The sequence below is a fragment of the Flavobacterium sp. genome (assembly GCF_965277525.1).
In the GTDB taxonomy this organism is placed as follows: domain Bacteria; phylum Bacteroidota; class Bacteroidia; order Flavobacteriales; family Flavobacteriaceae; genus Flavobacterium.
The window spans coordinates 319,382-343,011 of record NZ_CBDIDC010000005.1; the positions used below are offsets into that span (position 1 = coordinate 319,382).

Consider the following 23,630-nt stretch of genomic DNA (forward strand, 5'->3'; position numbering starts at 1 on the left):
CACAAAAGAAATCAATCACTAAATGAAAAAACTAAGTACTCTCTTTTTATTTTTAACAACAATAGGAGTAATTTCTACAAGCTGTAGCAACGACGACAGTAGTACCGTAAACAATGCATCAATTGTTGGCAAGTGGGAGTTCTCACAATATGGAATTGGGCCTGTTGGTAAAGAAATTTTTACAGACCGTACCAATATAACAGAGTGTGGCAAAGATTATATGGAATTTCTATCTGATGGAACATATAAAATTGTACTATTTAAAAAAGATAACGGAAAATGTGTGACGATGGAAGACGATGGAAAATACACCAAAAACGGATCAATTCTTTCTCTTAAAAAAGGGAATATAGAAAACCTGGAACCAGCAAATTCAGAAATCATACTGTTAAATAAAAGTAGTCTGAAGATTAGAATTACATCTCAAATAGAAAAGGAAACAGTTTCAGAAATTTCGATATTTAAAAAAATATAGTTTAAAAATGGATCCAATACGATGCGGCTGGTGCTCTGCCAGCGATTTATATAAAAAATATCATGACGACGAATGGGGAGTTCCGGTTTACGATGATCCCTCTTTGTTCGAATTTCTAATTTTAGAAACTTTTCAGGCTGGATTAAGCTGGATCACTATTTTAAACAAAAGAGAAAATTTCAGAGTAGCTTTTGATCATTTTGATTATAAAAAAATCGCCAATTATCCTGAGGGAAAAATAGAATCGTTATTGCTGGACAGTGGAATTATTCGGAATAAACTAAAAATCCGCGCTACAATTTCAAACGCACAGGCCTTTATGAAAGTACAGGAAGAATTTGGAACTTTCTCTAAATATATCTGGAAATTCACCAACGGAAAACCTATCATCAACCATCCAAAAACATCAAAAGATGTTCCCGCCACTACTCCACTTTCAGATGAAATTAGTAAAGATTTAAAAAAAAGAGGCTTTAAATTCGTAGGTTCAACCGTTATTTATGCCCATATGCAAGCCACCGGAATGGTCAATGATCATATCGAAGATTGCTGGACAAGAACTAAGTAAACATTCGCAATTTTAAGTTTTCCAACAACTTGAAACCTGAAACTTGATTTTTTTTTCAACTTTCAAACAAAAATATATTACATTTGCTTCACACTTTAGGGGTGTCTACTAATAAGTAGGCTGAGATTTTACCCTCTGAACCTGATCTAGTTCATACTAGCGTAGGGAAAAGTAAGATGACTTCTGCGCGCATTCTTATGCGTAATTGTAGCCATTCCTAAAGTATAACTATATACTAAATTCAAAAGGAATGGAACTAAAAATCAACCAACAAATCAAACAATTCAATGCTGAATCGCTAAGCGTTCAATCATTGCTCGATCTCGAAATTCCAAATAAACAAAACGGAATCGCCGTTGCCATTAACAATACCGTTGTTCCAAGAATCAATTGGAACCAACATCTTGTATCCGAAACTGACGAAATTTTAATCATTTCAGCCACACAGGGGGGATAGTGCCGATAACTACCGGGATAAATTCCAAATTTTTCAAAATTCCAAATTCGTACAGAACAACGTATACGCGCTGCTGTGCATCTCTACGGAAAAACCATAAGCAAATCTATAATCAAGATCAAAACCTGAAACCTGAAACTTGAAACAAAACTTTTAAACTTCCCTTTATGACTAACGAAGAAAAAATCTCCAGAACCCCTTTTCCAAACTCCAAAAAAGTATACGTAAAAGGCGAAATTCATCCAATAGAAGTAGCAATGCGCGAAGTAATTCTTAGTGATACCAAACTTTCTAATGGCGGAATCGAAAAAAATCCAGCTGTAACAATTTACGATACTTCAGGACCATATACAGATCCAAACATCGAAATTGACATTCGTAAAGGCTTACCACGCTTACGCGAAAGTTGGATTTTAAACAGAAATGATGTCGAGATCCTCAACGTAATCACATCAGATTACGGACAAACCCGACTAAAAGATGAAAGTTTAGATCATCTTCGTTTTGAATATTTACATCAGCCAAAAAGGGCTAAAAAAGGTGCAAATGTCACACAATTGTATTACGCTAAACAAGGTATTATAACTCCGGAAATGGAATATATTGCGATTCGTGAAAACCAGCGCATTGAGCTTTTAAACGAACAAACCAGCGCCATGAAATGTCAGCATAGCGGACATAGCTTTGGGGCAAACACTCCGAAAAGCAAGATCACTCCGGAATTTGTTCGTAGTGAAGTGGCTTGCGGAAGGGCCATCATCCCAAATAATATCAACCATCCTGAAAGCGAACCGATGATTGTCGGGCGTAATTTTCTGGTAAAAATAAATGCCAATATCGGTAACAGTGCTGTAACATCAAGTATCGAAGAAGAAGTTGAAAAAGCAGTTTGGGCTTGCCGTTGGGGCGCAGATACTATCATGGATTTATCAACAGGAAAAAACATTCATGAAACCAGAGAATGGATTATTCGTAATTCTCCGGTTCCAATTGGTACTGTCCCTATTTATCAGGCTTTGGAAAAAGTAAAAGGAATTGCTGAAGATTTAACCTGGGAAGTTTTCCGCGATACTTTAATCGAACAGGCAGAACAAGGCGTTTCATACTTTACCATTCATGCAGGAGTTTTATTACGCTACATTCACTTAACAGCTGATCGTGTTACAGGAATCGTTTCCCGTGGCGGATCGATCATGGCAAAGTGGTGTTTATTTCATCATAAAGAAAACTTTTTATACACGCATTTTGAAGAAATATGCGAAATCATGAAACAATATGATGTGGCATTTTCTTTAGGAGATGGTTTGCGTCCGGGATCTATTGCAGATGCCAACGACGCTGCACAATTTGCTGAATTAGAAACATTAGGCGAACTGACTAAAATTGCATGGAAACATGACGTTCAGGTTTTTATAGAAGGTCCAGGTCACGTACCGATGCACATGATTAAGGAAAACATGGACAAACAATTGGAACATTGTCATGAAGCGCCATTTTATACTTTAGGCCCATTAACAACTGATATTGCACCAGGCTATGATCATATTACATCTGCCATCGGAGCCGCTATGATTGGCTGGTACGGTTGTGCAATGCTATGTTATGTTACGCCAAAAGAACACCTTGGCTTGCCTAACAAAAAAGATGTAAAAGATGGTGTTATTACTTATAAAATTTCAGCACATGCGGCTGATTTAGCCAAAGGACATCCGGGAGCACAATATCGTGATAATGCATTGAGCAAAGCCCGCTTTGAGTTTCGTTGGGAAGATCAGTTTAATTTATCATTAGATCCGGATACAGCACGAGAATTTCACGATGAAACACTTCCGGCTGATGGTGCAAAAGTGGCACATTTTTGTTCGATGTGCGGACCAAAATTCTGTTCGATGAAAATATCTCAGGAAATTCGTGATGTTGCTGCTGCCGAAAAAGGCATGCAGGAGAAATCAGAAGAGTTTATTGAGCAAGGGAAAGAGATTTATATTTAAGGAAGAGGATAGAGAAAAGAACAAAGAGAATAGAAGAAAGAATAAAGAGGAAAGACTATGATCGTAATTACAAATCCTTCTGCTATTGCAAATGAAATCAGCATTATTGATTCTTTATTTGAAGAAGGATTGTCTTTGCTTCATATTCGGAAACCTGATTTTTCTGCTTTCGAAATGGCTCAATTTATTTATCAGATCAAACAGGAAGATCGATCTAAACTGGTATTACACAATCATCACGATTTAGCTGAAGATTTTGGAATTAATCGTATTCATTTTTCCGAAAAGGAAAGGAAACATAGTTTTTTAATGGATTATAGTGAGAAGATATTTTCAACATCAACACATGCTATTGAAGGTTTTAATGCTTTAGAAAATGATTTTGATTATGCTTTTTTAAGTCCTGTTTTTAGAAGTATCTCTAAAGAAGATTATCATCCAAATACAAATCTTTTTGAAGCTTTAAATTTAAGAACAAACAATAATGCCAAAGTAATCGCTTTAGGCGGAATTGACTCTAAAAACATTCAAAAAGCACTTGAAAATGGTTTTGATGATGTGGCTCTTTTAGGAAGTATCTGGAATAATGAAAACCCAATAAAACAATTCAAATTATGTCAACAAATCGTCCTTTCGTACTCAGTATAGCAGGTTTTGACCCTACTGGTGGCGCCGGTGTTTTGGCTGACATCAAAACATTTGAGCAACATCAGGTTATCGGATTTGCGATAACAACCGCCAATACCATTCAGACTGAAAATAAGTTTTTTGAAATTGAATGGACGGATTTGAACTTTGTAATTCGATCTATTGAAACTTTATTTAAAAGCTATGAAATCAAAGCTGTCAAAATTGGAATTGTCCCCTCTTTAGATTATTTAAACCAAATTCTTTCAGTAATAAAAATATTATCTCCAACAACTAAAATCGTTTGGGATCCTGTTTTAAAATCAACCACAAAATTCGAATTTATGACGATCACAGATCAATTAGAATTGAATACAATTTTATCCAAAATCGACCTGATTACGCCCAACTATAATGAAATAGAAGTATTATTTCCGGGTTTTATTTCAGAGAAACTTTGGCTACAAAACCAAATTCCAACTTCTGTTTTACTAAAAGGCGGACACAATCCTTCTGAAACAGGAACAGATCGTTTATTTCTTAAAAATGAAATCATTGACTTGCTTCCGTCTAAAGAAAAATGTTTTGAGAAACACGGTTCCGGCTGTGTATTATCATCTGCAATTACAGCAAATTTAGCTTTGAATTTTCCTCTAATCGAAGCATGCAAAAATGCTAAAAACTACATCGAAAAATACCTGAGTTCAACTACAAATTTAATCGGATATCATTATGTACCATAAACTGCAATACATCTCACAAGGAAAAACAATCAAAGAACAGTTATACAATATTCATCAGGCGTTAGATGCAGGATGTGATTTGGTACAAATGCGATTTAAAAACCAAACCGCCAAAGATACTTTTGCCTTAGCCGAAGCAGTAAAATTTTTATGCGAAGAATATCTTGCCAATTTCATTGTAAATGATAATCTCTATCTTGCCCAGCAAGTAGCTGCAGACGGCGTACACTTAGGCTTATCAGATATGAAAATCGATGAAGCCAGAACGATTTTAGGCCCTGCAAAAATCATTGGAGGCACTGCGAATACCTATGAGGATATTGGGGATCATGTAAAAAATGGTTGCGATTATATTGGCTTAGGACCTTTTAGATTTACGGACACAAAAGAAAAATTAAGCCCAATTTTAGGTTTGTCAGGTTATTACGAAATTCTTCAAAAATTAAAAAGCAACAAAATAGAGATTCCCGTTTATGCCATTGGAGGCATTACACTAAAAGATATAAATCCATTAATGGAAACCGGAATTCACGGAATCGCCGTTTCCGGAATAATCACAAATAGTGATCAAAAAAAGAAACTAATTCAACAACTAAACGAAAAGTTATATGCAAACGTCATTGTTTAAAATTGGAGACAAAATTCTAACCTCCCGACTATTTTTAGGCACCGGAAAATTTGGTTCGAATCAACAAATGGAGGAAGCTATTTTAGCCTCTGAAAGCGAATTGGTTACCGTTGCCCTAAAACGCATCGATTTAGAAACAGAAACTGATGCTATTTTATCGCATTTACAGCATCCCAGCATTCATTTATTACCCAATACTTCCGGAGCAAGAAATGCCAAAGAAGCTGTTTTTGCTGCACAATTAGCAAGAGAAGCTTTAGAAACCAACTGGCTAAAACTAGAGATTCATCCTGACCCAAAATATTTGATGCCGGATCCGATCGAAACTTTAAAAGCCACAGAAGAACTAGCTAAACTTGGTTTTATTGTTCTTCCTTACATTCACGCTGATCCTGTTTTGTGCAAACATTTGGAAAATGCAGGAACTTCTGCCGTAATGCCTTTAGGTTCACCAATTGGAAGTAATAAGGGCTTAAAAACAATAGATTTTCTTGAGATTATAATCGAACAAAGCAATGTTCCGGTAATCGTAGATGCAGGAATAGGTGCCCCATCTGACGCTGCAAAAGCCATGGAAATTGGTGCCGATGCTGTTTTGGTGAATACTGCAATTGCCGTAGCCGGAAATCCAAAACTAATGGCAGAAGCTTTTCGAGAAGCTGTTATTGCAGGACGAAAAGCTTTTGAGGCTAAAATTGCTCATCAACAAAATTATGGAATTGCTTCTAGTCCGCTAACGTCTTTTTTATATGACTAATAAATAATTTAACTGCAAAGTCCGCAAAGAAAAGCGCTAACAACACAAAGCTTTGCTAACCTTGCGTAAATCTCCGCGCTCTTTGCGGTTAAAAAACTATGAAAACATTTAAGTCGGTTTTTGAACAATACGATTGGGATACTATTCAATCAAAAATATATCAAACCACATCAAAAGATGTAGAGCGTTCTTTGTCTAAAACCAAACGCAATCTTGATGACCTTTTGGTTTTAATTTCTCCTGTTGCACAAAATTATTTAGAGCAAATGGCACAAGAATGCCACGAAATCACTAAAAAACGTTTCGGAAAAACGATCCAAATGTATGCGCCGCTTTATCTTAGCAATGAATGTCAAAATATCTGCACCTATTGCGGTTTTAGTTTAGACAATAAAATCAAACGAAAAACACTTTCAGATGCTGAAATTAAACTCGAAGTCGAAGCTTTAAAAAATACTGGTTTTGATCATGTTCTATTGGTAACCGGAGAAGCAAATTATACCGTAAACATTAATTATTTTCTAAATGCCATTGCTTTAATAAGAGAACAATTTTCGATTATTTCTGTTGAAGTTCAGCCACTTTCGACAGAAGATTATGAACGATTGCACGAAGCTGGTGTTTATTCCGTTTTAGTGTATCAGGAAACGTATCATCAGGAAGTCTATAAAAAATACCATACAAAAGGTAAAAAATCAAATTTCGATTACAGGCTAGAAACTCCAGACCGAATTGGAACTGCAGGAATTCACAAAATTGGACTGGGTGTTTTGTTAGGCTTAGAAGATTGGCGAACAGATAGTTTCTTTAATGCCTTACATCTCGATTATCTTCAGAAGAAATATTGGCAAACCAAATATTCCGTTTCATTTCCGAGGCTTCGTCCGGCAGAAGGTATTATCGAACCCAATTTTATTATGGATGATAAGGATTTAACACAACTTATTTGTGTCTATCGTTTATGGAATGAAGATTTAGAAATCTCAATTTCAACAAGAGAAAATGAAAAATTCAGAAACAACATTATCCCAATTGGAGTTACGAGTATGAGTGCCGGTTCTAAAACCAATCCTGGAGGTTATGTTGTTGATCCGCAATCTCTGGAACAATTTGAAATCAGCGACGAACGTTCAGCCAAAGAAATCGCGCAAATTATAACAAACTCAGGTTACGAACCCGTTTGGAAGGATTGGAACAAAAATTTTAGTTATCAAGTTTAACATTTAAAGTTTCGGATTTCAGGTTTCAAATTTAACAAATCACATTTTACCCTTTACAATTTAAAAAATGAGCATTATACAAGAATTTCTCCGTTACAACAGACAAACCATTTTACCTGAAATTGGCGACGAAGGTCAGGAAAAACTCAAAAAAACCAAAGTTTTAGTAATTGGTGCCGGAGGATTGGGCTGCCCGATTCTGCAGTATATTGCTACTGCAGGTGTAGGTTTTATAGGGATTATGGATTTTGATACTATCGAAATTCACAACTTGCACCGACAGATTTTATATACGGAAAATGAAATTGGACAGGAAAAAGCTCTCGTTGCTAAAGAAGTCGTTTCAAAGCTAAATCCATTGATCGAAGTAATTGCCATTCGCGAAAAACTGACTATTGAAAATGCATCAAAAATTATTCAGCAATATGATATTGTTGTAGATGGTTCAGATAATTTTACCACACGTTATCTGGTCAATGATACTTGTGTTGCTTTACAAAAATCATTGGTTTACGGAAGCATTTTAAATTTTGAAGGACAAATCGCCATTTTTAATCATAACGGAAGTAAAAATTTACGTGATTTATTTCCTGAAATGCCTGATCCGAAAGATGTACCGAATTGTAATTTGAATGGTGTTCTGGGAACTTTACCCGGAATTATAGGAACTATGATGGCACATGAAACCCTAAAATTAATTTTGGAATTACCAACCTTAAAAAATGAACTCGTTCTTTTTAATACACTGAATTACAGTTTTATAAAATTGAATTTCTAGAAAAATTTTCTCTCCAATTCCAACAGAACACGATGATTCTGATCATCTTTTGTCTTCTAAAATAGAAATAAATTCTTCACGATTAATTTCGCGACAACCCAGACTCTCTAAGTGCGGATTATAAACCTGGCAATCCAAAAGTTTATAATTCTCTTTTTTCAAATAATTCACCAAAGCAATAAAAGCTATTTTTGATGCATTTGAGACTTTTGAAAACATACTTTCTCCACAAAAAACATGTCCCAAATCGATTCCGTATAAACCTCCAACTAAAACCTCATCTTGCCAAACCTCAACAGATTTTGCAATACCTTGCTCATTGAGTTTACAATAAGCATCGATCATTTCGTTTGAAATCCATGTTCCGTTTTGACCTTCACGTTTTATTTTTTGACAATTTGAAATTACATCTCTAAAATTTTGATTAAAAGTAACTTTAAACTGATTTCGATTCAGGATATTACGCATACTTTTAGACACTGCCAATTCATCTAAAAATAAAACCATTCTGGGATCCGGTGACCACCAAAGAATGGGTTCTCCTTCGTTGAACCAGGGAAAAATACCACTTTGATACGCCAATTTCAATCTTTCTGATTTTAAATCACCGCCAATTGCCAGAATGCCTTCTTCATCGGCTTCTGAAACTGGAGGAAAAAATAAATCGTTGAATACGTAATACATCTTTTAAAAAATTCCAATATAAAAAATTCCAAATTCCAATTGCACATTTTATGAATTGGAATTTGGAATTTACTTTTTAAGATTTTACCCTTTATTTACTTCTTAGAAAGGTAAATCGTCCGGTTCGTCTTCGTTTAAGTTTGTCGCTGGTGCAAAAGCTTCTGCAGCTGGCATTGCTGGAGTTTGTCCAGGTCCTTCCGGTGCTAGTCTTTCGATTCTCCAACCTTGAATACTATTGAAATATCTGGTTTCTCCTTGTGGATTAACCCATTCTCTTCCTCTTAAATTGATAGAAACTTTTACTGCCTCTCCTTGTTTGTAGCTACTTAATAAATCGCATTTATCTTGTGTAAATTCGATCAAAATATGCTGTGGATACTGCTCATCTGTGGTAACAACCAACTCTCTTTTTTTGAATGCAGCACTAACTTGTTGCTCTGGGTTCACCACTTTTACTTTTCCTGTAACTTCCATCTTCTTCTATATTAATTATTGTTTCTTTTCTATTTTTTTGCTAAAAGTACTTTCCATGCCGAAGAAATATCATCGTTATTCAAATATTTTTTGGCTTCTAAATGTACCTTTTCCTGATCATCGGAACTTAATACTCCTTTTACCGAAAAATTTTCTTTCACAAATATACTAACTTCTTCCTTTGTAGGCAAGGCTTCAATGTTACCTAATTTTCCGAGGTCATTTCCGTTAAAAACCTTGCTTTCCTTGATATTGTTCGGAATTACATCTACACCAACCCCTAATGTTGTTAGTGGTTTTGGCACTTCAAAAAGTCCTTGATTCGACCTTGAGTACCAGTTACTTCCCAGTCTTGAAACCAGATCAATTTTATGCTGGTCAATAGCTCCATTTTCATCTAAAATCGATTCATGAATATGAATTTTTACCACTTCACAAAGTATTAAATTCCCCGCTCCTCCTTCATTTCCCAGCGGAATAATCTGCGTAACTTTGCATTCAAACTGCACCGGAGACTCTTTTACACGATATGGTTTTACAAAATCTGACGGAATCTGTGTTAACCCGGCTTTGATAAATTCGTTTACACCCTCTCCATACTCGGTACTGGCTAATGATGTTTGCTGTACCATATCATAATTGACTACATTAATCACTACTTCACGAGTTGCTTCGGCATTGATCAAAGTGTGTTTTATCGTATTGTCACGAACACGACGCGCTGGCGAAAAAACCAAAATTGGCGGATTGGCACTGAACACATTAAAGAAACTAAAAGGCGATAAATTTGGAATTCCTTTTGTACTTATCGTACTTGCAAAAGCAATAGGCCTTGGCCCCACAGCACTTTGCAAATAACCTTGCAATTTTACCGTTGTAATTTCCTTAGGATCGATACTAATCATAGAATTTCTCTTTTTAACCGAACCTCATTTCGGCAACTACAAAAGTATAGAAATCGTTTGTGCCAAAGAAATACTTTAGGACTTAAAAACAAAAAAATCTTTAAAGCTTTACAAAATATTAAATGTGTTTATTTCGTTATATTTATACCACAAAAATTAGTTTATGCGTTTTTCTGAAAGTAGAAATACAACTCGTTGGATTATTATTTCCGTCTCCTTTTTAATCATTTCTCTGATTCTCTGGAATACCTATACTTTTTTCCAGATTTTCAAAAACGAAGAACGTTTAAAGATGAACCTTTGGGCCAATGCACAAAAGACTTTAATTAATGCCGATGAAAATACCGATTTAGATTTACCGCTTAATATTTTAAACAACAATACCTCTGTCCCTGTCATGCTTACCATGTATGATAAGGTGATTAGCTCCGTGAATGTTCCTGACGAAATTCTGGCTGACGAAAAGAAATCAATGTCCTATTTAAATAATTTAAAGAATGAAAATGAACCTATCGTTATTGAATACGCGCCGGGGAAACATCAGGAAGTTTATTATGGAAATTCTGCATTAATCAATAAACTCAAATATTATCCTGTTGCGTTATTACTCATCATTTTTTTGTTTGGCGCCTTGATTTACAATTTCTACAAAACTACCAAAATGGCCACCCAAAACAAACTTTGGGCAGGAATGGCAAAAGAAACCGCACATCAAATCGGGACGCCTTTATCTTCTTTAATTGGCTGGGTTGAAATATTAAAAACGGAAGAAATCGATCAATCAATCACTTTAGAGATAGAAAAAGACATTGAACGATTACAAACTATTACAGATCGTTTTTCTAAAATTGGCTCTGTTCCCGTTTTAGAAGAGCAAGATATTGTTGCTGAGACTTTGAATACTTATGAATATTTGCAGTCCCGTTTTTCTAAACAAGTTACTTTTTCTTATCATGGTCCCAAAGAACCTGTTTTAGTTCTGATAAATCCAACGTTACACAGCTGGACGATTGAAAATTTAATAAAAAATGCCATTGATGCCATGAAGGGAAAAGGAACTTTAGATCTTCAAATTGAACAAGATGCGCATCATGTAAAAATAAATGTGAAAGATTCCGGAACAGGAATTTCTAAAAAGCAATTCAAAACGATTTTCGAACCTGGTTTTACTACCAAAAAAAGAGGTTGGGGATTAGGACTTTCGTTAACCAAACGAATCGTCGAAGAATACCATAGCGGAAAAATAAAAGTTCTGAATTCTGAAATTGGAAAAGGAACTACATTTCAGATTTTATTAAATAAAAAAGTGTAGCAAAAATTACTCTTACTACACTTTATTTTTTTGTCGGGGACTTTGACTTCGCTTAGCCTGACATGATGTTTTACAAATTCGTCTGAATACTTTTAGCCAAAGCTTCAAATTCTTCTTTAGAAAGTGACACTTTATTATGAAAACGCATTTCATCCATTTCGTTTAACGGAATCAAATGAACATGTGCATGAGGAACCTCTAAACCTACAACTGCCATTCCGACTCTTTTGCAAGAAACGGTTTTCTCCAAAGCAATTGCAATTTTCTTAGAAAACTTCATTAGACCTAAATACAACTCATCATCGAGATCGAAAATCTTATCGATTTCTTGTTTCGGAATACAAAGCGTGTGTCCTTTAGCATTTGGATTTACATCTAAAAAAGCCAAATAATTATCGTCTTCAGCAATTTTATAAGAAGGAATTTCTCCGTTTACTATTTTGGTAAATATTGACATTGTTTATTTGTTTAATCATTTATCCGTTTAACCGATTAAACAAATAACCGGCTAAACTTTTAAAACTATTTAGTCTCTTGTAATTTCTAATATTTCAAATTTCAAAACTCCGTTTGGCACTGTAATTTCAGCTACTTCTCCAACAGATTTTCCTAGTAAGCCTTTTCCAATAGGAGACGTTACGGAGATTTTTCCCGTTTTCAAATCCGCTTCACTTTCAGCAACAAGCGTATATTTCATTTCCATTCCGTTGCTTTGGTTTTTAATCTTCACATTAGAGAGTACCAATGCTTTCGAAACATCCAATTGCGATTCGTCTATTAATCTTGCATTAGAATATACTTCTTCCATTTTAGCAATTCTCATTTCTAACAAACCTTGCGCTTCTTTTGCTGCATCATATTCGGCGTTTTCAGATAAATCACCTTTGTCTCTTGCTTCTGCTATATCTTGAGATGCCTTTGGACGCATTACACTTTTTAAATGCTCCAACTCATCTTTTAATTTTTTTAATCCTTCTGCTGTATAATAAGATACTTTACTCATAACTTCGTCGTTTATATAAATACAAAAAATCCCATCGGGACGGGATTTTGTATTACAAATATACTATTATTTTTAATAGTACATAATTATATGTTAATCATATAAAAATCAAATCTAAATAATTTATTTTTGTTTCACTAATTCTTATTAAAATAATGAAAAAATTCTGGTTTTTAATCGCGTTTGTTTCTATCCTTTTCTCTTGTAGTGATAACGGTGTCAGCAACAAAAATCCTAACATACCAAATTATTCTGTTAACTTATCTGTCGACATGAATCTACCTGCTTACTCCAATCTTAAATTTGTCAGTAATGGTGTTATTATTCCAAATTATGGTGCAAAAGGAATTATTATTTTTAATGCCGGCAGTGGTTATAATGCATTTGATGCTGCTTGTCCAAATCAGGCTTTAACTTCATGTATTGCTATGACTATAAACGGAATTAATGCTGTTTGTTCTTGCGATAAATCAGAATACAGTTTATTTACCGGACTTGGCGGCAAAGAATATCCCTTAAAACAATACCGAGTTGAAGTAAGCGGAACTGTGATTCACGTATATAATTAAAATAAAAAAGCCTGAAAGTTTACATTTTCAGGCTTTTTTATATTTTTTGAATCTTCTAGAATTTCAATGTCAGTCCGGCTAAAAAATTAATTCCTGCTTGCGGGTAATAGTATGGATATATATCATACATTGCTCCGTTTGAAACATATTTTTTATCTAAAATATTATTCACTAAACCGGTAATCATAATGGATTTAAAGATTGATTTTGGCTTGATTTCGTAAGAAACATTCAGATCGTTTACGAAGTAATCCGCTAATTTGGCCGAAGGCAATTCGATATTGTTCATGTATTGCTCTCCAACATATTTCTGTAATAATGATACGTGTAAACTTTCAATTGGGCTATACACAATAATATTTCCTGCGATAACTTCTGGAGAATAGGCTATTTTAGTTGTTCCATAATATTGCCCTTCGACAGCCAAATCAACATTTTTATTGCTGCTTAAAGTAAAATTTGGTCTTAGAATAAATTTCTCTGAAAGTTTGATTGTCGCATCTAATTCAAATCCTAAACGGTAACTTTTTTCGGTATTGGCACGAATTGGCGATCCAACATCATCAAGTCTTCCTGTTAAGATCAATTGATCTTTGTATCCCATATAATATATATTTGAAGTCAGTTGAAATTTCTCCGAATTAAATCTCCAGCCCAATTCAAAATCATTTAGTTTTTCCGGTTTCACCTTCCCTCCTTCGTAATCAGTTCTGTTTGGTTCACGATTGGCTCTGGCGTAAGAGAAATAAAGTGTATTCTTGTTGTTGATTTCGTAGTTTAAACCTGCTTTTGGATTAAAGAAATTAAAGTCATCATCAACAACTCCTGTTTCATAAGAATTCGCTTTGTATGTTACTTTTCTATATTGTAAATCACCATAAAAGCTTAATTTTTCTGTAAACTGATAATTTGCCTTTGCAAAAATGTTTCCATCTGTTTTAGTTGACGAATCATCATAATAATGATCTCCCGGCTCTGACTGTGAAGCATATCTCGCCCATATTACTTTACCATAGTGATCACCCTCATATTTATTCCAGCCTCCACCTAAAATAACATCCAGTTTTTCTTCTTTATATTTTACCGAGAATGTGGTTCCGTAGAAATCATTATCCAACCATTTCTGACGTACTAAGTCAGTTGTAGTTACTGTACCAACAGGCTGTAAACCGTAGTCTGCCATAGTAGCCTCTTCTTTGTAATTTTCGTAATATCCTTTTCCTTTTGTGTAATGAAAAGCTAAAGTACTGCTCCATTTATCTGAGTATGATTCGCTCCAGTGTAATTGATAATGGTCTTGTTTGTAATTATCCGTTTCATTATCATAAAAACGCACATTTCCTGATTCATCTGTATACATTCCTGCAGAATTAAAAGTACGATCTGCATTTAAGGTTTCAGCGTCAATACCGTTCCAGGATTGGTATGTTTTTTCAGTTCCTCCAAAAACTAAAGCTTTAATTAAAGTCGTTTTTCCAACATAGGTTCCTTGTAAAAAATATGATTTTAAATCAGAACTGGCACGATCTACGTAACCATCAGATTTAATGGTAGACAAACGCCCGGCTAATTCAAAATCATCATTTAGTAAACCTGTACTGAATTTTACGGTATTTTTATTGGAATTGAAACTTCCGTAAAAACTGGAAATTTCTCCGGTTGGTTTTGAAGCATAACTATCTGTAAGCATGTTTAAACTTGCTCCGAAAGCTCCTGAACCATTGGTCGACGTTCCTACTCCTCGCTGTAACTGCAGACTTTCTACAGAGGAAGCAAAATCCGGCATGTTTACCCAAAAAGTTCCCTGACTTTCTGCATCATTGTAAGGAATCCCGTTAATGGTCACGTTTACTCTTGTAGCATCGCTTCCTCGAACTCTGATTCCTGTATACCCTATTCCGCCTCCTGCATCAGAAGTAGTAACAACAGATGGCAGATAATTCATTAAAACAGGGATATCCTGTCCCAAATTTCTAAATTTAATTTCCTTTTTATCCATATTACTAAAAGTAACCGGAGTTTTTGTAGTCACACGAACTGCTGAAACTAATACATCATCAAGCTTGTTGACTTTGGTTGAATCCTGCTCCTGCGCGAAAGAAAATTGTGTAAAGAAAATAGAAGAAAGAAGAAAGAAAATAGATTTGGTTCTGCCCATTTTTTGAACCTTTGAGCCTTTGAACCTTTGAGCCTTTGTTGCTTTTAAAGCACTTTTTAAAAAAGTTTTCATTCGTAAAGAATTACGAATAAAAGGGGGAATTATTCTTTGTTAAATTAATAAATGTTTCACGACAAAATATAGTGTGCACGCTAAAATTGTCGTTTATTTCCCTTAGCGACATTACTCGCTCAGGTTCTTTGGGTATGATCTCAGCTCGTTATTTAGAGCACCCCTTTGAGACAGGGCAAATTTAGAAAAGATTTTTAGATATTTAGATTGTTTGACTATTAGATTTTTTAAATTAATTAAAATTCAAAAACGTCTATTAATCCAAATCTGGTTTCCTGCGAGATTGCTTTCTCTCAGAAATATTCTTTTTGTCTTTGATTCGTTTTTTAATTACAGATTTTGGAATTCTGGTTGCTTTTCGAACTTTAGGAACAAACAATCCTTTTTTGATTATTTCGAGAAAACGTTTTATGACAATATCTTTGTTTTTAAGCTGGCTTCTATCTTCGTCACAATTTAAAATTAAGATGTTTTCAGTTGTTAAACGTGACGCAATATTGGTAAGCAAAAGTAATTTTTCTTCTTCAGATAAAGCCTGAGAAGTATTTATATCAAAAGTCAGAACTACTTTCGAAGAAACTTTGTTCACATTTTGCCCACCTGCACCACTACTTCGAACAGCTTTAAAACTTAACTCTGATATAATTTTTTCGATATCCATTATTGTGGCTGGTGTGCTGCTTTTAATAAATCATTTACTGTTTTTACAGGATTAAAAGTGATTAAAGGTACTGCAACGAAAATAGTTAGCCAATTCGCCATTGCACCATTCCATAATCCTGGTAACTCGTAGCTTTTTACTATTTTTCCTTCCACACTTTTTTCCACAATAAAACCTGCTTTGTGATCTACAAATTGTAGTAAATCAAATTTTTTATTTTTATAGTTTCTAATCCCGCAAACTAAATCAACCGGATTAAAATGAGTTGACTCTGCTAAAATTTCCTGTTGTTTTTTATTCGCCAAATCTACCTGCGACGTTTCTACTATTTGTAACGAAACAGATCCTTTAGCATTCATTACCCAAAATGGTCCTCCACCAGGTTCTCCTTCATTTTTCACCATTCCACAAACCCGAATTGGCCTGTCTAATAAGTCTTTAATCTTATTAACTTTATTTTCGAAAGTAAACTTATTAAAATCACTACTCATTTCTACATTTAGCTTCTGCAGTAAAAAGGAAACAATTTCTTCCAGATTCTTTTCATTTATTTCCTGGTTATCAATTGCTCTTAAATAATAGAAAACTTTTTGTTGTACTTCAATTAAAACACCTGCCAGGGCTTTTTTATACAATGTAATTTTATCAATATGATTTTGTATTACATTATCAATATTTTTTATAAAAATAATATCTGACTCAAGTTTGTTTAGATTTTCAATAAGTGCACCATGTCCTCCTGGTCTAAAGACTAAATTGTTGTTTTTGTCCCAAATAGGATTATTTTTGGCATCTACACAAATAGAATCTGTGCTTTTATTTTGATAGGAATACACAATATCAATTTTAATTCCTGAATCTGCTTCAATTTTATTCTTAAGAACCTCAACTTCATTCTCAAACAAATTTTGATGTGCTTCAGAAACTGTAAAATGCAAATTAGAAACCTGATTTGATGTTGCATAATGAACGCATTCATTCAAATGTTCTTCTATTGGATTTGCAATATGAGTTTTATATTGATGAAACGGTAATACTGCTTTGGGTTTATTGGCAAAATCAAAATAATCAGAAGCGAGTAATGTTTTTATAAAATAATAATTTTTATAATCTCTTTCCAGAATTTCAAAATCAGGATAAATCATTCTTAGCTTTTTATCCAAAGCTTTAAAAAATGGGAATTTATCCATTGCAACGATAAAAATAGACAATTCACTGTCTTTTTTTCTATTGATATAAGCGTTTAGAGTTTCTTTTTGAATATCAAAATCATTCAAAAAAGCACTTAAAAATTTAAACATTCTGCTTGCTGCACCTGATGCCGGAACAAACTTCTTAAGTTTTAGTTTTTCTTTTTGGAGATCAAAAAAATGGGCTTTTTCTTCAAATTCAGATTCTGTGAAACTTAAAATTCCGTTATTAATCGTAGCCGGGCTAATTAAGTTGCTTTTTGCTATTCCGTTTTTAAAAATTTCTAATTGTTTCAGAATATTATCAAAAGAAATTCCATGATTATAAATCTGAACAAAATCTGTCGATGAAATTCCATGTTGTTTTGCAATTGATAAATTATCAATGATACCAATTGCCTTTGCCAAACGACTTTCTTTGTTACCAGAAAGCGTTATAAATGGCTTTTTAGCATCAATCAGCGTTTGTTTGAAAACTGAAAACACGGTTTCCCTACCATTGGGTGTATCTCTGATATCATCTTTTTCCCAGGGAACATCTATATCCGTAAGGAAAAACAAATCATATTCATGTTCTAATGCTGCTTCATTTAAAAGCGGATCACAAAAACCATAATATACCTCAGAAAAAACTTTGGTAACCATCAAATTAGTATCCGAAAACAAATACTTTTTTGCTGACGAAAGCTTTTTATTTTCTAATGCAACTTGCCCGTATGCAATAGGCAACATATCGTCTGCAACACAAATATGTTGGTTCTCTTCCCATTTTTTCTGCAAATAATCACGTGCGAATTCAGGAACCCATTCAGTTTCATAATATTCTGCAAGTTGTTTTGCCAATGTGGTCTTCCCTGTACTTTCAGGTCCAAATAAGGCAATTTTTATGATAGCTGTTTTTTGCTGTCTAAGATTTTTCTCCATTCTAAATAAGCTGAAATAGCCAAAATTGTAAAAATTAAATACTGAAGTGACAGCATCCCTAAGCCACGATAAGCATAAAGAGGCACAACAATAATATCGCCAATGATCCAAAGTGTCCAGTTTTCGATCTTTTTCTTGGCCATGTACCACATTCCTGCAAAAAATATTCCTGATGAAATCATATCGACATAATTGTCTTTTTTGATTTCATAATCAAAATACCTATAAATTCCGAAAACTACGAAAACAGTTACAAAGAACAGTAAAATTCCGATTATTTTTTCATTAAAGTTTGTTCGGGTAATAGGCAAATTATCTTCTACAGTTCCTCCTTTTGCCCACATATACCAACCGTAAATACTCATTATCGAAAAATATCCATTAATAATCATATCGCCAATATATCCTGCGATATATAATAGATAAACAGATATTACAGTCGCAATCAAACCTGTGGGATACACCCAGATATTTTCTTTTTTAGCAAACCAAACGCTTAAAATTCCACAAACAAAAACTAAAAACTCTAAAGCAATGTGCCATAAAGGGGCATTTTTGTAACTTTCTAAAAAGAAATCAATCATTGGAGGGCTATTTTTGGTTGTTATTATGATTCAAAAAACTGACTGTCGTTTTCAAAAGCAGTTCCAATAACTACCAGATCAGCGCCAGCATTATAGGCATTTTGGATTCCGTGCAAATCTACAATTCCTCCTCCAACAATAATAGGAATATTGATATTTTGAGCAATTAACTGTATCATTTCTAACGGAACCGGTTTTTTTGCTCCACTTCCTGCCTCCAGATAAATCAATTGATTACCTAACATTTCTCCGGCTTGTGCCGTTGCCAAAACCAAATCAAAATTTTCTCTGTTCAATGGTTTTGTTTTGCTTACTCTTGCTACGGCAGTTTCATTGCCGCTTTCGATCAAAATATAACCTGTAGAAATAACTTCGAGATTTGTCTTTTTAAGAATTGGCGCTGCCTGAACCTGATATTCTATAAGATAATCCGGGTTTCGGCCAGACAATAAAGACAAGAACAGAATAGCATCGGCCTGAGGTGAAATTTGCGACGGATTACCCGGAAATATGACAACGGGTAAATTTGTTTTTTGCTTTAATGCGGCAATTAAATCCTCTAAGATTGTAGATTCAACAATGCTTCCTCCCACAAAAATATGGGTTGCAGGAGACTGATTTATTTTAAGCAATAAATGATCTAAATTTTCCCAAACAATTTTATCAGGATCTAAAAGTATGGCCAATAATTTTCGTCCATTACTTTTAGCTTCCAAAATTTGCTGGTGTATATTGGGTATTTTTTGTCTCATAATGGCCGTAAAAGTAAAAGTTTTTTAATGTAGAAGAACTATTTTGAATGAATTATATTTGTGTTATATCCAAACAAAATTATGTTTGCAATTGATCTGTTGGACAAATATGGCGTTCTCAAAAAATCTTTCGATAAAAATGAAATTATTTTTGAAGAAGGCAATCTGCCAACGCATTATTACCAAATTATTTCCGGCGAAGTAAAAATGAGTAATTATAATGATGCTGGTCGGGAATTTATTCAGGGTATCTTCTATAAAAACCAATCTTTTGGAGAGCCACCTTTATTTTTAAACCAAAATTATCCTGCCAATGCTATTGCTGTTGAAAATGCAAAAATTCTTTTGCTGCCTAAAAGCTGTTTTATGAGATTGCTGGAAGAAAATTCAAACGTGAGCATCAGAATAATCGAGAATTTAGCACAGCGTTTGTATTACAAATCTGTTATGGCGGCAGAGATGTCTACTCAGGAACCGGAACATCGCATCTTAAAATTGATGGATCACGGAATTGCATATTTTAATTTTAAGAAAGACGAAAATGGTTATCTCATCAATTTTACCAGACAACAAATTGGAGATTTAACCGGTTTGCGGGTAGAAACTGTCATTAGATCGATTAAGGCATTAGAAAAAAAGGGCATTCTAAAAATTATAAACAGAAAAGTATATCGATAAAATAGTTCTTGTTTTATGATTTTAATCATAAAACGCAGACCTAAAGTGCATGTACCTTTGTAGTATAAAAATCTCAATATCATGACACTATATCAAACAACATTCGAAAATTTCAATAAAAATTATATGGGTTCTGCAGCAATGGCTGTAATTGGTCAAAGCTGCTTAGGTGCTGCTGCTGCAATGTATATCCTTTCTCACGGAACTTCTATCGGACAAATGATACAACTGGGTATAATCGTTCTGGCTTGTATTCTTGCAAACACTTCTATCCTTGCCCAAATGAAACACAAAGTGGTTTTTAACTTCATTCTTGTAAGCACTTTATTAAGTGTTATCTTTATAATCGTGAACAATTTTATACTATGAGAAAACCAATAGAAAACAGAGCTGATATCTCCTTTTTAGTGCATCAGTTCTATGCTAAAATAAGAGCCGATCAGGAAATCGGCTTTTATTTTAATACAATGATCAAAGATTGGGATGCACATCTTGAAAAGCTAACCGATTTTTGGGAAACCAATTTATTTGCTGTAAAAAAATACAAAGGTAATCCGCATGCGGTACACAATGAAGTTGACGCTCATTTCGAAAGTAAAATTACCTCAAATGAATTTGGAATTTGGCTGAACTATTGGTTTCAGACTTTAGAGGAGCATTTTGAAGGTGAGAATGTCGAAACACTGAAAAGACGTGCCCGAAAAATGGGAACATTTTTATTTATGAGTATGTTTGAACATCGAAAAAAGATGACGGAAACTTAGTCCTTTTTGTCTCATTTTTTGTCATTTCGATGCAGGGAGAAATCGTACTCGCAGCACGAAAAAGAATCGCGTTTTTTTGCTTATTTCTATCGTCTGTTCATTATCATTCGAAATTACAAGATTGTGCTTCATACCTCACAAGGACAAGAGATTGTGATTATACTTCAATGGATGGATTAAAATTCATCCCAACAATATGTTTCGTTACTCCGGAACTCTTTCTAAAATTTGATTTTATCATAGAAATCGCAATGACAAGATTGTCACGAGTATTGGAATTTGGAATTTGGATTTTTTAAAATTGGAATTTATTGAAATTTTATTTCTCAAAAGCATACACCAAAGTAAAGTCCTGGCCAGAAGTACTTGACTGGATCTCTTTATAATGTACATCAAAATCTATTACTAAATCATTAAAATGCAAACTAGCCTCTGCCAGATTTTTATCTAACGAAAAAGCATTTACTCTAATATGATCTTTAAAACTGATTCCTTTTTCGTTTCTAATTTTAAAAATGGCTTCTTTTGCACCCCAAATTACAGTAAGTTCCTTAATATAATCTACCGTATTTTGAGTGTTCAGGTAACTAGTTTCGGTATCTACGAATTTATCGGCGATTCGGAGGATTTTTTCACGTTGCAATTCCATGTCGATTCCTACTGTTTGATCGCTGATTATAATGGCTGCAAAATCATGCGAATGTGTAATCGAAATATGATTGTGACAATTAAAATACGGTTTTCCAAACTCGTCATAATGCATTTCATGATCGGTAAAACCCATTTCCTGTATCAACATACGAACGCTCAAAAAAGCGCGCTGGTGCATTTGTGACTTCATTCCGTTAAGTCTTTGCTGCGTTTTTTCTTTTAAGACTACTTTGCTCAATAACTCCTCAAAAGATTCCGTTATGTGCCAAACTAAGATTTTGGTAGTTGCGTTGAATTGTATGGTTTCAGATAAAGGCATGCTTTTTTTAATTATGAGTTTTAAGTTATGAATTATTTTCCTGATTTTAAAACGAAACTTCTTATTTAACGTCTCGTCTTTCTAGCCCTGATGGGAGCGATATCCTTTTTCTTGCTCCTTTAGCAAGGAAAAGATATAGCGGACAGCAGGAAATAGCTCCTTATTTTCAAAATCATCTTACAACAAGTAAATTATTTAGCTAAAGTTCAAAAGATTAAGAAATTAAACATTTCACAAATCTTCTAGAAAGTAGTCAAAATTAAAAACCTATTCCGTAAATTTGCAAAAATTTTACAATTACAAATATACTATAAATGAGTACTACAACTACGCCTTTTGTGGCTTTCAAAGTAAAAGACATCTCTCTAGCGGCTTGGGGAAGAAAAGAAATTGAATTAGCTGAAGCTGAAATGCCAGGTTTAATGGCTCTTCGCGCTGAATATAAAGACGAACAACCTCTTGCAGGTGCTCGTATCGCCGGATGTTTGCATATGACAATCCAGACTGCAGTTTTGATCGAAACTTTAATCGCTCTTGGTGCAGAAGTTACCTGGTCTTCTTGTAACATTTTCTCTACTCAGGATCAGGCTGCTGCTGCTATTGCTGCTGCAGGAATTCAGGTTTATGCCTGGAAAGGTCTTGATGAGCAATCATTTGACTGGTGTATTGAGCAAACTTTATTCTTTGGTGAAGACAGAAAACCATTGAACATGATTCTTGATGATGGTGGAGATTTAACGAACATGGTTATTGACCGTTTCCCTGAATTGGTTCCTGGAATCAAAGGATTGTCTGAAGAAACTACAACTGGAGTTCACAGACTTTACGAAAGAGTAAAAGCCGGAACTTTACCAATGCCTGCAATCAACATTAATGACTCTGTTACTAAATCTAAATTTGATAACAAATACGGTTGTAAAGAATCTGCTGTAGATGCTGTACGTCGTGCAACTGACTTAATGTTAGCTGGAAAAAGAGTTATCGTTTGTGGATATGGTGATGTTGGAAAAGGAACTGCTGCTTCTTTTAGAGGTGCAGGATCTATTGTAACGGTTACTGAAATTGACCCAATTTGTGCTTTACAAGCTGCAATGGACGGTTACGAAGTTAAAAAATTAAACACTGTAATTGCTAATGCTGATATCATCATTACAACTACTGGAAATAAAGATATCGTTCTTGGAGAGCACTTCGAGCAAATGAAAGACAAAACTGTTGTTTGTAACATCGGACACTTTGACAACGAAATTGATATGGCCTGGTTGAACAAAAACCACGGTGCATCTAAAATCGAAATCAAACCACAAGTTGACAAATATACTATTGCCGGAAAAGACATCATCATTCTTGCTGAAGGTCGTTTAGTAAACCTTGGTTGCGCTACAGGTCACCCAAGTTTTGTAATGAGTAACTCATTCACCAACCAGACTTTGGCTCAAATCGAATTATGGAAAAACAGCACTGCTTACAACAATGACGTTTATATGTTACCAAAACATTTAGATGAAAAAGTTGCTGCTTTACACTTAGCTAAATTAGGAGTTGAATTGGAAACGTTACGTGACGATCAGGCTGCTTATATTGGTGTTCCAGTTGAAGGTCCTTTCAAACCAGAATATTACAGATACTAAATAATTTTAGATTTAAGATTGTAGATCTTAGATTTTTAATACATATTCAAACCCG

27 protein-coding genes and 1 riboswitch are annotated in these 23,630 nt (G+C 34.3%); of the genes, 16 read left to right on the forward strand and 11 right to left on the reverse strand.

Annotated elements, in window-relative coordinates:
* The first annotated feature begins 22 nt into the window (after positions 1–22).
* The 10 genes from ACQY44_RS09745 to ACQY44_RS09790 all read left to right on the forward strand — a co-directional run bounded on the left by ACQY44_RS09745 (position 23) and on the right by ACQY44_RS09790 (position 8,244).
* Positions 23–475, forward strand: a complete 453-nt coding sequence (locus ACQY44_RS09745; RefSeq protein ID WP_428230169.1) for a lipocalin family protein — start codon at positions 23–25, stop codon at positions 473–475.
* Between the two features lie 7 nt (positions 476–482).
* Entirely contained in the window at positions 483–1,043 is a 561-nt protein-coding gene (locus ACQY44_RS09750) for a DNA-3-methyladenine glycosylase I (RefSeq protein ID WP_428230170.1), read from the forward strand.
* Between the two features lie 87 nt (positions 1,044–1,130).
* Positions 1,131–1,228: riboswitch (TPP riboswitch) on the forward strand.
* A 65-nt stretch (positions 1,229–1,293) separates the two neighbouring features.
* On the forward strand, positions 1,294–1,500 hold the full coding sequence (gene thiS / locus ACQY44_RS09755; RefSeq protein WP_428230171.1) for a sulfur carrier protein ThiS: 207 nt from the start codon (positions 1,294–1,296) through the stop codon (positions 1,498–1,500).
* Between the two features lie 167 nt (positions 1,501–1,667).
* Positions 1,668–3,491, forward strand: coding sequence for a phosphomethylpyrimidine synthase ThiC (gene thiC, locus ACQY44_RS09760; RefSeq protein WP_428230172.1), 1,824 nt, complete (start codon positions 1,668–1,670; stop codon positions 3,489–3,491).
* 57 nt (positions 3,492–3,548) lie between these two features.
* A complete protein-coding gene (locus ACQY44_RS09765; RefSeq protein ID WP_428230173.1) occupies positions 3,549–4,139 on the forward strand; it encodes a thiamine phosphate synthase in 591 nt (196 codons plus the stop codon).
* Positions 4,106–4,861, forward strand: coding sequence for a hydroxymethylpyrimidine/phosphomethylpyrimidine kinase (locus tag ACQY44_RS09770; protein WP_428230174.1), 756 nt, complete (start codon positions 4,106–4,108; stop codon positions 4,859–4,861). Before ACQY44_RS09765 ends, ACQY44_RS09770 begins: the two co-directional genes overlap by 34 nt.
* Complete coding sequence (locus tag ACQY44_RS09775; RefSeq protein ID WP_428230175.1) at positions 4,851–5,489, forward strand: thiamine phosphate synthase; 639 nt, start codon at positions 4,851–4,853, stop codon at positions 5,487–5,489. Before ACQY44_RS09770 ends, ACQY44_RS09775 begins: the two co-directional genes overlap by 11 nt.
* Positions 5,470–6,246: a thiazole synthase gene (locus ACQY44_RS09780; RefSeq protein WP_428230176.1), complete on the forward strand. Its 777-nt coding sequence runs from the start codon at positions 5,470–5,472 to the stop codon at positions 6,244–6,246. Before ACQY44_RS09775 ends, ACQY44_RS09780 begins: the two co-directional genes overlap by 20 nt.
* A gap of 98 nt (positions 6,247–6,344) precedes the next feature.
* Positions 6,345–7,466 carry a 2-iminoacetate synthase ThiH gene (thiH, locus tag ACQY44_RS09785; RefSeq protein ID WP_428230177.1) on the forward strand — a complete coding sequence of 374 codons (1,122 nt, stop codon included), beginning with the start codon at positions 6,345–6,347 and terminating at the stop codon, positions 7,464–7,466.
* A gap of 67 nt (positions 7,467–7,533) precedes the next feature.
* Positions 7,534–8,244, forward strand: a complete 711-nt coding sequence (locus tag ACQY44_RS09790; protein ID WP_428230178.1) for a HesA/MoeB/ThiF family protein — start codon at positions 7,534–7,536, stop codon at positions 8,242–8,244.
* Positions 8,245–8,286: 42 nt separating this feature from the next.
* Here ACQY44_RS09790 and aat read toward each other — a convergent pair whose 3' ends face one another.
* The 3 genes from aat to ACQY44_RS09805 all read right to left on the reverse strand — a co-directional run bounded on the left by aat (position 8,287) and on the right by ACQY44_RS09805 (position 10,307).
* Positions 8,287–8,928, reverse strand: coding sequence for a leucyl/phenylalanyl-tRNA--protein transferase (gene aat / locus ACQY44_RS09795; RefSeq protein ID WP_428230179.1), 642 nt, complete (start codon positions 8,926–8,928; stop codon positions 8,287–8,289).
* A gap of 102 nt (positions 8,929–9,030) precedes the next feature.
* A complete protein-coding gene (locus ACQY44_RS09800) occupies positions 9,031–9,402 on the reverse strand; it encodes a DUF3127 domain-containing protein (RefSeq protein ID WP_121322382.1) in 372 nt (123 codons plus the stop codon).
* A gap of 29 nt (positions 9,403–9,431) precedes the next feature.
* Positions 9,432–10,307, reverse strand: coding sequence for a flavin reductase family protein (locus tag ACQY44_RS09805; protein WP_428230180.1), 876 nt, complete (start codon positions 10,305–10,307; stop codon positions 9,432–9,434).
* 163 nt (positions 10,308–10,470) lie between these two features.
* On the opposite strand from ACQY44_RS09805, the gene ACQY44_RS09810 reads away from it, so the two are divergent.
* Positions 10,471–11,619 (forward strand): sensor histidine kinase, encoded by a 1,149-nt coding sequence (locus ACQY44_RS09810; protein WP_428230181.1) that lies wholly within the window; start codon positions 10,471–10,473, stop codon positions 11,617–11,619.
* 70 nt (positions 11,620–11,689) lie between these two features.
* Here ACQY44_RS09810 and ACQY44_RS09815 read toward each other — a convergent pair whose 3' ends face one another.
* Both ACQY44_RS09815 and greA read right to left on the reverse strand, forming a co-directional pair.
* On the reverse strand, positions 11,690–12,076 hold the full coding sequence (locus ACQY44_RS09815; protein ID WP_428230182.1) for an HIT family protein: 387 nt from the start codon (positions 12,074–12,076) through the stop codon (positions 11,690–11,692).
* Between the two features lie 69 nt (positions 12,077–12,145).
* Positions 12,146–12,622 (reverse strand): transcription elongation factor GreA, encoded by a 477-nt coding sequence (gene greA, locus ACQY44_RS09820; RefSeq protein ID WP_056245179.1) that lies wholly within the window; start codon positions 12,620–12,622, stop codon positions 12,146–12,148.
* Between the two features lie 155 nt (positions 12,623–12,777).
* Between greA and ACQY44_RS09825 the strand changes: the two genes are divergently transcribed.
* Positions 12,778–13,191 (forward strand): Rieske (2Fe-2S) protein, encoded by a 414-nt coding sequence (locus ACQY44_RS09825; protein ID WP_428230183.1) that lies wholly within the window; start codon positions 12,778–12,780, stop codon positions 13,189–13,191.
* 55 nt (positions 13,192–13,246) lie between these two features.
* Here ACQY44_RS09825 and ACQY44_RS09830 read toward each other — a convergent pair whose 3' ends face one another.
* The 5 genes from ACQY44_RS09830 to ACQY44_RS09850 form a co-directional block, all read right to left on the reverse strand.
* Complete coding sequence (locus ACQY44_RS09830; RefSeq protein WP_428230184.1) at positions 13,247–15,421, reverse strand: TonB-dependent receptor; 2,175 nt, start codon at positions 15,419–15,421, stop codon at positions 13,247–13,249.
* A gap of 256 nt (positions 15,422–15,677) precedes the next feature.
* Positions 15,678–16,082 carry an alternative ribosome rescue aminoacyl-tRNA hydrolase ArfB gene (arfB, locus tag ACQY44_RS09835; protein ID WP_428230185.1) on the reverse strand — a complete coding sequence of 135 codons (405 nt, stop codon included), beginning with the start codon at positions 16,080–16,082 and terminating at the stop codon, positions 15,678–15,680.
* Complete coding sequence (locus ACQY44_RS09840) at positions 16,082–18,196, reverse strand: DUF4301 family protein (protein ID WP_428230186.1); 2,115 nt, start codon at positions 18,194–18,196, stop codon at positions 16,082–16,084. The genes arfB and ACQY44_RS09840 overlap by 1 nt, the downstream gene beginning before the upstream one ends.
* A complete protein-coding gene (gene pnuC, locus ACQY44_RS09845) occupies positions 18,157–18,780 on the reverse strand; it encodes a nicotinamide riboside transporter PnuC (RefSeq protein WP_428230187.1) in 624 nt (207 codons plus the stop codon). The genes ACQY44_RS09840 and pnuC overlap by 40 nt, the downstream gene beginning before the upstream one ends.
* A gap of 23 nt (positions 18,781–18,803) precedes the next feature.
* Positions 18,804–19,532, reverse strand: coding sequence for a geranylgeranylglyceryl/heptaprenylglyceryl phosphate synthase (locus ACQY44_RS09850; protein ID WP_428230188.1), 729 nt, complete (start codon positions 19,530–19,532; stop codon positions 18,804–18,806).
* Positions 19,533–19,613: 81 nt separating this feature from the next.
* On the opposite strand from ACQY44_RS09850, the gene ACQY44_RS09855 reads away from it, so the two are divergent.
* The 3 genes from ACQY44_RS09855 to ACQY44_RS09865 all read left to right on the forward strand — a co-directional run bounded on the left by ACQY44_RS09855 (position 19,614) and on the right by ACQY44_RS09865 (position 20,974).
* On the forward strand, positions 19,614–20,210 hold the full coding sequence (locus ACQY44_RS09855; RefSeq protein ID WP_428230189.1) for a Crp/Fnr family transcriptional regulator: 597 nt from the start codon (positions 19,614–19,616) through the stop codon (positions 20,208–20,210).
* An 81-nt stretch (positions 20,211–20,291) separates the two neighbouring features.
* Positions 20,292–20,579, forward strand: coding sequence for a hypothetical protein (locus ACQY44_RS09860; RefSeq protein ID WP_428230190.1), 288 nt, complete (start codon positions 20,292–20,294; stop codon positions 20,577–20,579).
* Positions 20,576–20,974: a group III truncated hemoglobin gene (locus ACQY44_RS09865; RefSeq protein ID WP_428230191.1), complete on the forward strand. Its 399-nt coding sequence runs from the start codon at positions 20,576–20,578 to the stop codon at positions 20,972–20,974. Before ACQY44_RS09860 ends, ACQY44_RS09865 begins: the two co-directional genes overlap by 4 nt.
* Positions 20,975–21,293: 319 nt before the next feature.
* Here ACQY44_RS09865 and ACQY44_RS09870 read toward each other — a convergent pair whose 3' ends face one another.
* Positions 21,294–21,944, reverse strand: a complete 651-nt coding sequence (locus ACQY44_RS09870) for a 4'-phosphopantetheinyl transferase family protein (RefSeq protein WP_428230192.1) — start codon at positions 21,942–21,944, stop codon at positions 21,294–21,296.
* A gap of 314 nt (positions 21,945–22,258) precedes the next feature.
* Between ACQY44_RS09870 and ahcY the strand changes: the two genes are divergently transcribed.
* On the forward strand, positions 22,259–23,575 hold the full coding sequence (gene ahcY, locus ACQY44_RS09875) for an adenosylhomocysteinase (RefSeq protein ID WP_428230193.1): 1,317 nt from the start codon (positions 22,259–22,261) through the stop codon (positions 23,573–23,575).
* The last annotated feature ends 55 nt before the right edge of the window (positions 23,576–23,630 follow it).